Here is a 10,441-nt window from a genome sequence, read left to right as displayed (position 1 = left end):
ATCCTCAGCGGCGTTTACGAGGGCCAGACCACGGGAACGCCGATTGCGCTGCTGATCCACAACACCGACCAGCGCAGCAAGGACTACAGCGACATTGCCCAGAGCTTTCGCCCGGGCCACGCCGACTACAGCTACTGGCACAAATACGGCATTCGCGACCCGCGCGGCGGCGGCCGCTCCTCGGCGCGCCTGACGGCGCCCACGGTGGCCGCGGGTGCGGTGGCCAAGAAATGGCTGGCCCAGCGCTACGGCACCGGGTTTCGCGCCTGCATGGCGCAACTCGGCGAGCTCGTCATCCCGTTCGAGGGTTGGGAGCACGTGCGCGCCAACCCCTTCTTCGCCCCCGTGGCCGACGTGGCGCGCTACGAGGACTACATGGACGCGCTGCGCAAGGCGGGCGACTCCTGCGGTGCGCGCATCCGCGTGCAGGCCACGGGCGTTCCCGTGGGCCTGGGCGAGCCGCTCTACGACAAGCTCGACGCCGACATCGCCTACGCCATGATGGGCCTGAACGCCGTCAAGGGCGTGGAGATCGGCGCGGGCTTTGCCAGCGTCGCGCAACGCGGCAGCACGCACGGCGACTCCCTGACCCCCGAGAGCTTTCGCAGCAACAACGCGGGCGGCGTGCTCGGCGGCATCAGCACCGGGCAGGACCTGGAGGTCAGCCTGGCCATCAAACCCACCAGTTCCATCGCCAGCCCACGCGCGTCGATCGACATCCATGGCAAGAGCACCGAGGTCGTCACCAAGGGGCGCCACGACCCCTGCGTCGGCCTGCGCGCCGCGCCCATTGCAGAGGCGCTGCTGGCCCTGGTGCTCATGGACCATGCACTGCGCCACCGCGCCCAATGCGCCGACGTGCTGGCGCCAGGGCCGCCAATCCAGGCGTCGTTTCTGTAAGCCGCCCTGCCTCTCTTGGTCAGCTTGCGCAGCTGAGGGCCCCTGGCCCATTTCGTTATACACAAGCCCCCTGAATCTGAAGTTCCCGATAGAACCTGATGCCAGCGGCAAAGTCAAAAATGCGCTGCATTCCCAGCCAGATGGTCTTGACTCCGGGCTCACCATCGCGCTTTCGCGCAAGAAAGCCCCCCAGCTTGGCAATCAGCCGCACACCTCGTTGAGCGTGGGCGGCTCCTTGGGCAACTCTTGCTTGTTCAGGATGTATGCCGCTTTCCATTCGTCGGGCTCGAACATCAGTTGCGCATCCAGTTGCGGGCAGCTACGCCCCAGTCGCATCAGCCGGGCAATGCGCCACGCCACCACCATGTACAGCACCACCGCGCGTTCTATCTTGCTGACACTGCCCAACTGCAAGGCTTCAATCCGGCAACCGTTCTTGAGCACATGAAAGAACATTTCGATCTCCCAGCGCGCCCGGTACCAGTCGATCATCCGCGCGGCTTGCTCCAGGGTCTCCACGGGCAAGTTCGTCAGCAATCTCCACTCGATGGGCTTTTCGCCATTCGCCAGCGGCTCCTCCCGGGCAACGATGCATGTGGCCTGCACAAACCCGCCGTGGCCATCGGGCAACTCCAGCGCTTGCGCCCACACTTGCTGTACCACTTCACGAGGGCGCGACCCCTGGCGCGAGGCAAGGGTGAAACGAATCTCTCCCTGCGAATCACCCGCCGTCACCCGGCTCCACAGTTTGTCGTCTTCTCCGAGAACTCGGTTGTGTTTGCTGCGCAGCAACCAGTCCACTGGCTCGCCCAAGTCACGTGCTCGCACCATCAGGGCCATGATGTCAGCCTCGCGGTCGGCCACGTAGACCAGTCGTGTATTGGGCAACTGCGGGGCCATCTCGGCCAGTCGTTCGTAGCCCTCTATCCAGCGCAGGCTTTCGCTGACGCCAGGACGGCTACCATCGCTCTGGCGCGGCTGTCGTGCCCACATCCACGCATCAAGCACACCCAGCGGCTCGCGCGAGGTGGAGATGGCGTACGTGGGGTGCAGGTACATGCCGCGCTGGGCCTCGTAGCTCAGTGGCCCCAACCCCTTGGCCTTTTGCCCATTGAAGTTCAGTTCGGTGGTGTCCTGGATGCACAAAACATGCTCGTGCGCCGCCATGCGGGCCACCGAGTTTTCGATGTGCGGCGCCAGGATGTCTTCTCCCACACTGGACCTCCTCATTGCCAAAGAAGCGCGGTAGGCTCCGACTGGTGTGTCGGCCCAATCACCGCAGGCTTGGGGGATACTGGCTGTGGGCTTGGCACTCAAGCTCTCGATCAGATGGATCGCACGCTGTTTGCGCCTGGGGTCCCCCAGGTTCATGCTCTTGAATTCCGTGACTGTCCAACTCATTGTGTGCTTTCGCTATGAAATAAGTAGCATAACTCATGCGAGAGGGACTTGTGTATAACGAGATGCCAACAACCTGACCTTCCTTGAAAGACTCGTCAAACAGCTCGTGAAACACGAAGGCATGCCGGTCACGCCCCGCCAAGAACGGGAAATCAGCGAAGCCATCAAGGGAGTCATGGGCGCATCAAAGCCCAAGCGCCGCTTGTCCTCGGTGTTGGAGTTCCTTGACCCCACGGACGAAAACGGCCTGCATGTGCGCCTGTCAAAATGGTGCCGTGGTGGGTCACTCGGCTGGTTGTTCGACAACACCGAAGACACGCTTCGCTTGGACAATTGCACGATGGTGGGCTTTGACGTGACGGAGTTCCTGGACAACGACGCCACGCGCACCCCGACGATCATGTACCTGTTCCACCGCATTGAAAGCATGATCGACGGACGGCGCATTCCGATCTTCCTTGATGAGTTCTGGAAACTGCTCGATGACCCGGCATTTGAAGACTTGGCGCAAAACAAGCTGGTGACGATTCGGAAACAAGACGGATTTCTCGTCATGTTCACGCAGTCACCCAAGCAGGTTCTCAATTCACCCATCGCCTACGCCATCGTTGGACAGACAGCAACCAAGATTTTCTTGCCCAATCCGGAAGCTGATTATGACGACTACGTTAATGGATTCAAGCTGACGGAGCGTGAATTCCAGATCGTCAGAGAGCTTGGCGAAAAATCGCGGCGCTTCCTCATCAAGCAAGGTGAAAACAGCGTGGTTGCAGAATTGGATCTTCGGGGTTTTGACGATGAATTGGCCGTCCTCTCGGGCAACACGGCCACGTCAATGCTGGCTGAAAAGCTGGTCGCGGAGTTGGGCGAAGACCCGGCAGTTTGGTTGCCTGAATTTCATCGTATACGCAAAGGAGCACTTGCATGAAAGCATTTAAGAAACTCTTTGGAGCGATCACCCTGTTCTTCGGACTGGCCATCGGGAATTCGGCGCAAGCCGGTCTTCCCGTGATCGACGCTGCCAACTTGGCACAAGCCGTTCATCAGGTGGCGGCCTGGGGGGAGCAGGCCGCACAAATGAAAAAGCAAATTGAACAAATGAAACAGCAGTACGAGAGTATGAATGGCACCCGCGGCATGGGCAGCTTGGTCAACAACCCACCGTCCAGACAATACCTCCCGGAAGAATACAAAACCATTCTGCAAAATGGTGTCGGCCAATGGGAGGCTATCTACAACGCGGCCAAGAAGTTCGATATCAGCACGACCACGCTGGCAGGCAACAGCGATACCGTGCAAGCCTTCCAGGCTGTGGCAAAACAAGCCGCAATCAACCGGGCCACTGCGGAAGAAGGCTACAAAGCGGCAAGCAAGCGGTTTGCAGACATTCAAGTCCTGCTTGACAGAATAAACACCGCACCGGAGGCCAAAGATATTGCCGACCTGCAAGCCAGAATCCAAGTTGAACAGGTGATGTTGCAAAACGAAGCCAACAAATTGACAGCACTGCAAATGCTGGCATCGGCGCAGCGCGATTTGCACACTCAGCAAATAATCGAGCTCAGAATGAAGTCATCGAAAGGTGGCTTGCCTGCTGGTTGGTAATTTAAACCGTGCGCCAAATCTCTTTGGCATCTTCACAACGTAAGGAGAATGTGATGAAAAAAATCTTTGGCTTGATGATTTCTGCGACGATCTTCCTGACGGCTTGCAGCAATGTCGATAGCGATGGTGTTCCGCGTGTCGAAGATCCCAATAATCCGGTCGATGCCGACGGCAAGCCAATCAAAAGGATTGATTTCATAATGAAGTATTGCCAAGGAGAAGACTCCAATAAAACTTGTAGAAAAGTAATACAAGCCGACCGCATGAACTCCTCAAAAGGCGGGCTTCCAAAAGGATGGTGATTTTATGAAAAAAGTCTTTGGTTTGATGGTTTTGTCGATGACATTTCTGACAGCTTGCAGCAATGTCGATAGCGACGGCGTTCCGCGTGTCGAAGATCCAACTAATCCGGTCGATGCCGATGGCAAGCCAATCGAAAGAAATGATTTTATAATGAAATATTGTCAAGGAGAAGATTTCAATAAAACTTGTAGGAAAGTAAAACAAGTCGAGCGCATGAACAATTCAAAAGGCGAGATGCCGAAAGGATGGTGATGTGTGGCCGAGAGTCAAGGTAGTCAATTTGGTTTCTATTCGCGCATGTTCACCGAATTGAGCAACGCGCTGAATACATATGTCAACAATACGGCTTCAAATATCATCGGAGCAATAACACCAGTCGCCACAACACTGGTCACGATATATGTGATGTTGTGGGGCTGGTCGATGATGCGTGGTGTGATCCAGGAGCCGATAACTGACGGGATAGGGCGTATTATCCGTCTGGCCGTAATTACCGGAGTGGCGTTGCAAATAGGGTACTACAACGGATTTCTTTCCGACATGCTCTGGAATTCACCAGATAGCCTTGCTTCGTATGTTGGTGGCGGTAGTGGTACATCGAATGCGGCTTACCTGGATACGTTGATGTCCAAAATGTATGACTTCGGGGACGCATTCAACAAAAAGGCGCAAGCCCAAACAACGTATGGCATTCCTAATATCAGTCTTCTGCTCATAGCCTATGCAATTTGGGTTGCTGGTGTTGCTGCCACGGCCTACGGGGCATTCCTGTTAGCTATGGCAAAAATGGGCCTGGCCGTCGTTCTCGGGGTTGGTCCGCTATTCATCCTCATGACGATCTTCGAGCCGACCAAGCGCTTCTTTGACGCTTGGCTTGGTCAAGCGTTGAACTACGTGTTCTTGGTGATGCTGTCGGCAGCCACCATCAAACTCATCATGGATATTTTGATGCACTACTTGACCGATGCCAATGGCGTGGTGGCTAACCCGAATCTTGACCAAGCCTTGCCCGCCATCGTGTTTTCGATCATTGGCACGCTGGTTTTGGTGCAAATGCCGGCGGTGGCCTCGGCGCTCGGCGGTGGGGTGGCGATGAGCACCTTGGGCGCTGTGAGTTGGGCTTACGGGAAGGCGAAGAGCGGCGCATCCTCACTGGCCGCACTGCGTCCGTCGAATATTCGCCGGGCGTTGAACAAGGTCCGGTCTGGCATTCGGGCGGATGCTCGGGCTGTCCGCGCTGGCGGAAAAGCTGTTGGAGGCGCTGCGAAGGCAGTCTACGGCAAGATCACGGGAAGCTCACGCAACCGGGTTTCGCAGGGGAAAAGCAAATGAACGGATGGTTTTTCGCGGACGCGAAAACTGCTCCTTCTATGTCTTTTAGTCAGCAAAATAACATATATCGATATAGCAAATATCGATGTATTGATTGCGCGATTTAAGCATTTCTAGAAGGAGTTTTCATGCGTTACACGACCGTATTTCTAACAGCCTGCCTCCTGGCCGGGTGCTCGGGCTCTCCCCCCAAACCCCCCATGCCGGAAGGCGAATACCGCCCCATCAATCGGTCTGTGCTCCCGGCCAAGAAAGATGTCCTCGACTTCACCTATGAAGGCGACATTCTTGGAGCGCTGCCCGCCCTCAAGGAAGTGGCCCCCCAAATCGACGTCATGCCCTCGCTTGGCAGGCCGTCACCGCTGCTGGTGCGCATACACCTGCAGGGCACCACGCTGGAAAACGCTCTGCGCGCCATTGGCGAGCAAGGCGGCGACGTGGCCGATGTGGTGTGGAGCACCACGCGGCACCAAGGCGGGAACCAAGCATTTGTCCGTTTCCGCACATCCAACACCGAGTCCCAACCAAGCACAAATCAGAGGGTAGCAGAATGAACAAAAAGGTTGAAAAAGAGGATTTCGATAATTACTTGAAGGAGGCCCGTACCTGGGAAACAGACAAGGTTCGAGAAATCGAGAAATCAAAAAAACTCGCCTGGCGCGTTGCCACAGCGGCGAGCGTCACTGCATTTGTAGCTGTCCTGGCTGTGGCCGGATTGACACCGCTAAAAATGGTGGCGCCTTACGTTATTCGCGTGGATAACTCCACCGGCATTGTTGACGTGGTAGAAGCTTTGACAGATGGCAAAACGAACTATGACGAAGCCATAAACAAGTATTTTACTCAGTGGTATGTTCGCTATCGCGAAGGCTATTCCAAAGATTTAGCCGAAGACTACTATTATAACGTTGGCATCATGTCGAGCTCGCTTGAACAGCAAAAGTATTACCAAGTGTTCAATCCGAAAAACCCGATGTCCCCACTGAACGTGTATGGCCATTATGCGAAGGTAAAGACTCGCATCAAAAGTACGTCCTTCATCAATCCAAATGTGGCTTTGGTTCGCTACACCAAAGAAATCGAACGTGGACTCGACAATCCGCAAGTCACACATTGGGCTGCAACGATCACGTTCAAATACACCAAGGCTCCCATGGCAGAAAAAGACCGGGCAATCAACCCGCTCGGATTCCAAGTCACGGAATACCGAAATGACCCTGATGCGCTTACCCCCGATGCCACCCCCCAGACCGCTGCTCCGACAGATGTACCTGCCACGTCTGCGCCTGGCGTGACGGTTTCCCCGGCCGTTCCTGCATTGAAGCAATAAGGGACCAGACATGAAGAAACTGCTTTTAATTGGCCTGCTGGTACCGATCTTGGCGATAGCGGAAATCACGCCCCCAAAAGGCGACTATGACCCGCGCGTTCGCGTAGTCGATTACAACCCCATGAATGTGGTGAAACTCTCCACGTTCTACGGCGTTTCCACGCATGTGCAGTTTGGCAAATCCGAAACCATCAAGGATGTAGCCGTCGGGGACGATCAAGCCTGGAAGGTGATTCCTCGCGGAAATCATCTATTCATCAAGCCACAGGCAACCCACGCGGATACCAACGTCACCGTAATAACGGACAAGAGAACCTATCATTTCTCCTTGGTCGTCCAACCACGCCAGGTCAAGGACTCGACCGCCTGGTCCGATCCGAATCTGATTTTCTCCCTGGCGTTCCGCTACCCGGATGAGGAATTGATCAATGCCAAAACTGAAGCATTGAAAGCCAGCATCATGGAAGTTAAATCGAAGCTCTCGGACGCCACGAAGGAAGGCCAGAACATCGATTATTGGGTCGCAGGATCTGATGAAGTCAGCCCCACGGCGGCCCGTGATGATGGCCGTTTCATCTATCTGACCTTCAGCAACAACCGGGACATGCCAGCCGTGTACTCGGTTGATGAACAAGGCAACGAGGCATTGATCAACACCAATGTCATTGACAGCAACACCATCGTGGTTCAACGCTTGGTGCGCCGCCTGATTCTTCGCAAGGGCAGTGCAGTCGCTTCCGTGGTGAACAGGTCATTCGATCTGAATGGTGGCATGGACAACACCACCGGCACGGTTTCTCCGGATGTGGAGCGCGTGATTAAGGGAGCGCAGTGATGGATATCTTCGACAAGTCCAAAGGCAAGGACAGCCAAGCGCCGGTTGAAAACGAAAACGCGGACGGTTTGCCCAACATGCAGGCGCAGCAAGGCAGGAATGAATTTCGCGCCCGCGAAAAAGTGGCCACCACAGCCACGGAGGTGGATGAAAACGAGGGCCTGCCCTCGGTGAACCGCCGCAAGGGTGGCAACAAGATGGTGACGATCCTGGGGTTTGTGTTCATCCTCGGCGCGGCGGCCGCCATGATCGTGGCCGTCAACGACGATAAGGACCCAAAGACCAAGAAAACACGTGGCACGGAAGATCAAGTTGCAAACAACCTGCCGCCGATTGTGATTCCTGCGACCCCGCCCCCACCTCAGGTTCCGGCGATCGCCGCACAGCCGATCCCGTTGCAGGATAGGGCACAGCCTGGAAGCGGCAAGGCCCCGTTAGATTGGACTGACCGGAAGAAGGGTGGCACGTTGTTGGTGAACACCCAAACGAACAGTGGTGGCGCAACGGCCCCAGTTGCAGCTGCAGCCGGCCCGGTGAACAGTGGTGGCGCAACGGCCCCACCTGCAGCCAGCCCGGTGCAATTGGAAAATGCCATTTCAGCACTCACCGGTCAGCGTAGTGGCGTGGCATCCAACAATGAGCTGAAATCCAGCAATGATCTGAAAACCAAACTCGAACCCACGGTTACCAATGGCGTTTCGGCCTCCATGCTGCCGGACAGGAATTTCCTGATCACCAAGGGTACAAGCCTGGATTGCGCCCTGGAAACTGCTCTGGATAGCTCGACGCCAGGCATTACGACTTGCCGCCTGACCCGCGATGTTTATTCAGACAACGGTCATGTGCTTTTGCTGGATCGTGGTTCGCAGTTGGTGGGTGAGTACCAAGGCGACCTCAAGCAAGGCCAAGCTCGGCTTTTCGTTCTTTGGACGCGGGTCAAGACCCCGAACGGCGTAATTGTCTCTCTGAACTCACCAGGCGCCGACGCCCTGGGGCGCTCTGGCATGGAAGGATGGGTCGATAACCATTTCATGGAGCGCTTTGGTGCCGCGATTTTGATGAGCCTCATCAAGGAAAGCGTGACGATCATTGCCAACCGCAGCGGTGGCGGAGGTGGAGGCGGTGGCACCACGAACGTTTTTGGCAGTGCAGCGACGGGCGGCGAGAAGATCGTGGAGAAAATTCTTGACTCAACCGTAAGTATTCCGCCGACGTTCATCAAAAACCAAGGCGATCACATTCAAGTCATGGCTGCCAGAGATATGGATTTCTCTGGCGTTTATGGTCTGCTGGTGAAACCATGGACGACTCAGTGACTGATATTAAAAAACATGACGATGATGGTCAGTCATCGGAAATGCTCACAGAATATCTGGAACCTCTGCGGATGTTTCTTGATGATGAGAGTTTGACGGAGGTATGCATCAATCGTCCGCGCGAAGTCTGGACAGAATGCCACGAAGGCTGGAAGCGCCACGAAGTACCAACGCTGTCTTTTAGCCACTGCCGTCAGTTGGCGACTCTGATCGCCAGTTTCAACGGCAAGGCCATTTCCGCAGAAAAGCCCGTGCTGTCTGCTACGCTTCCCAATGGGGAGCGTGTGCAGGTCATCATCCCACCAGCCTGCGAAGCTCACACTGTTTCAATCACGATTCGCAAGCCGTCCATGATCGACAAAACGCTCGATGAACTGGATGCTGAAGGAGCATTTGAAGAATTCACGGATGTGGCCGATGTGTTGCAGCCTTTCGAGCATGAGTTATTGAAACTCAAGCAAGAAAAGCGTATCAGAGAATTTCTCGATCTGGCGGTTCGCAAGCATCGGAACATCCTGATTGTCGGAAAGACCGGATCGGGAAAAACCACTGTCACGAAAAGCCTGATTCGCAGCATTCCTGGCGAAGAACGGCTTATCACGATTGAAGACGTGCATGAACTTTTCTTGCACCAACATAAAAATAAGGTGCATCTGTACTACGCGCGCGAGGACGAAGGCGGCGCGAGAGTCACTCCGAAGCAAGCCTTGGCATCATGCCTGCGGATGAAGCCCGACCGCATCTTGTTGGCCGAGTTGCGCGGCGATGAATCCTGGGAGTTCATCAAGTCGGTCAACACCGGACACCCTGGTTCTATCTCCACGATGCACGCCAATGGGGCCTATGAAGCATTCGAGCAATTGACGGCGCTAATCAAGGACAGCCACACTGGCGCGCATTTGGACACGGTCTATATAAAGCATCGGCTTTTCACCACGCTGGACGTTATTCTTTTCTATCACCAGCGCAAGCTACGAGAGATCTACTATGATCCAGAATATAAGCGACAACAATTGGGCTAAAGCAGGTCTGATTACGGCGCTCGTGCTTGTCGCTATCAGTCTGTGGGCTTACCTGGCCGGAGGTATCTTCATGATGGCTTTCGATCACAGGTTCGAGGATGCGACACCGCTCACGATGTACCAATACTGGTATCACTACGGAGCGGAACAACGGGTGCAAAAGTGGCTGTATATCGCTGGTGGCATTTCGCTCGTTATCCTGCTGGCACCTGGATTCCTCTTTTTCGCGCCCGCGAAAAGAAGCCTTTTCGGTGACGCCCGTTTCGCCAAGAGAAGTGAGATCAAGAAAGCTGGCCTATTTGGCGAGAAGGGCATCATCGTTGGCCAAATGGGGGGACGCTACCTCATGTTTGAGGGCCAACAGCACGCCATCATTTCGGCCCCGACACGAAGCGGC

The 10,441-nt window shown here is 55.5% G+C and carries 11 protein-coding genes and 2 pseudogenes; 12 read left to right on the top strand and 1 reads right to left on the bottom strand.

What is annotated here, in order from left to right:
• On the top strand, positions 1–900 hold a 900-nt coding region (gene aroC / locus VTU_RS26745), incomplete at its 5' end, for a chorismate synthase (protein WP_010103750.1).
• A gap of 55 nt (positions 901–955) precedes the next feature.
• Here aroC and VTU_RS26740 read toward each other — a convergent pair.
• Positions 956–2,301: pseudogene (locus VTU_RS26740) on the bottom strand (IS4 family transposase).
• Positions 2,302–2,407: 106 nt separating this feature from the next.
• Between VTU_RS26740 and VTU_RS0109925 the strand changes: the two are divergent.
• The 11 genes and pseudogenes from VTU_RS0109925 to VTU_RS26730 all read left to right on the top strand — a co-directional run.
• Positions 2,408–3,229, top strand: a complete 822-nt coding sequence (locus VTU_RS0109925) for a TraG/VirB4 family ATPase (RefSeq protein WP_029554266.1) — start codon at positions 2,408–2,410, stop codon at positions 3,227–3,229.
• The gene (gene virB5 / locus VTU_RS0109920) at positions 3,226–3,906 is read left to right on the top strand and encodes a P-type DNA transfer protein VirB5 (RefSeq protein ID WP_010103745.1); all 681 of its coding nucleotides are present in this window, start codon (positions 3,226–3,228) and stop codon (positions 3,904–3,906) included. The genes VTU_RS0109925 and virB5 overlap by 4 nt, the downstream gene beginning before the upstream one ends.
• A 53-nt stretch (positions 3,907–3,959) precedes the next feature.
• Positions 3,960–4,208 (top strand): hypothetical protein, encoded by a 249-nt coding sequence (locus tag VTU_RS31360; RefSeq protein ID WP_081479773.1) that lies wholly within the window; start codon positions 3,960–3,962, stop codon positions 4,206–4,208.
• 4 nt (positions 4,209–4,212) lie between these two features.
• Positions 4,213–4,461 (top strand): hypothetical protein, encoded by a 249-nt coding sequence (locus VTU_RS31355; protein ID WP_201766123.1) that lies wholly within the window; start codon positions 4,213–4,215, stop codon positions 4,459–4,461.
• Positions 4,462–4,464: 3 nt separating this feature from the next.
• The gene (locus VTU_RS0109910; protein ID WP_040892634.1) at positions 4,465–5,541 is read left to right on the top strand and encodes a TrbL/VirB6 family protein; all 1,077 of its coding nucleotides are present in this window, start codon (positions 4,465–4,467) and stop codon (positions 5,539–5,541) included.
• A gap of 200 nt (positions 5,542–5,741) precedes the next feature.
• Positions 5,742–6,095, top strand: coding sequence for a hypothetical protein (locus VTU_RS0109905; RefSeq protein ID WP_010103743.1), 354 nt, complete (start codon positions 5,742–5,744; stop codon positions 6,093–6,095).
• On the top strand, positions 6,092–6,871 hold the full coding sequence (locus tag VTU_RS26735; RefSeq protein ID WP_010103742.1) for a VirB8 family type IV secretion system protein: 780 nt from the start codon (positions 6,092–6,094) through the stop codon (positions 6,869–6,871). The genes VTU_RS0109905 and VTU_RS26735 overlap by 4 nt, the downstream gene beginning before the upstream one ends.
• Before the next feature lie 10 nt (positions 6,872–6,881).
• Positions 6,882–7,706 carry a P-type conjugative transfer protein VirB9 gene (gene virB9 / locus VTU_RS0109900; RefSeq protein ID WP_010103740.1) on the top strand — a complete coding sequence of 275 codons (825 nt, stop codon included), beginning with the start codon at positions 6,882–6,884 and terminating at the stop codon, positions 7,704–7,706.
• On the top strand, positions 7,706–9,022 hold the full coding sequence (gene virB10 / locus VTU_RS0109895; RefSeq protein ID WP_010103739.1) for a type IV secretion system protein VirB10: 1,317 nt from the start codon (positions 7,706–7,708) through the stop codon (positions 9,020–9,022). The genes virB9 and virB10 overlap by 1 nt, the downstream gene beginning before the upstream one ends.
• The gene (virB11, locus tag VTU_RS0109890) at positions 9,019–10,044 is read left to right on the top strand and encodes a P-type DNA transfer ATPase VirB11 (RefSeq protein ID WP_040892635.1); all 1,026 of its coding nucleotides are present in this window, start codon (positions 9,019–9,021) and stop codon (positions 10,042–10,044) included. The genes virB10 and virB11 overlap by 4 nt, the downstream gene beginning before the upstream one ends.
• A pseudogene (locus tag VTU_RS26730) lies at positions 10,010–10,441 on the top strand (type IV secretory system conjugative DNA transfer family protein); the annotation flags it as partial. The gene virB11 and the pseudogene VTU_RS26730, both read left to right, overlap by 35 nt.

The organism is Verminephrobacter aporrectodeae subsp. tuberculatae At4, assembly GCF_000193225.1.
GTDB classification, from domain to species: Bacteria; Pseudomonadota; Gammaproteobacteria; order Burkholderiales; family Burkholderiaceae_C; genus Acidovorax; species Acidovorax aporrectodeae.
This window is presented reverse-complemented; position numbering and strand designations above follow the sequence as displayed.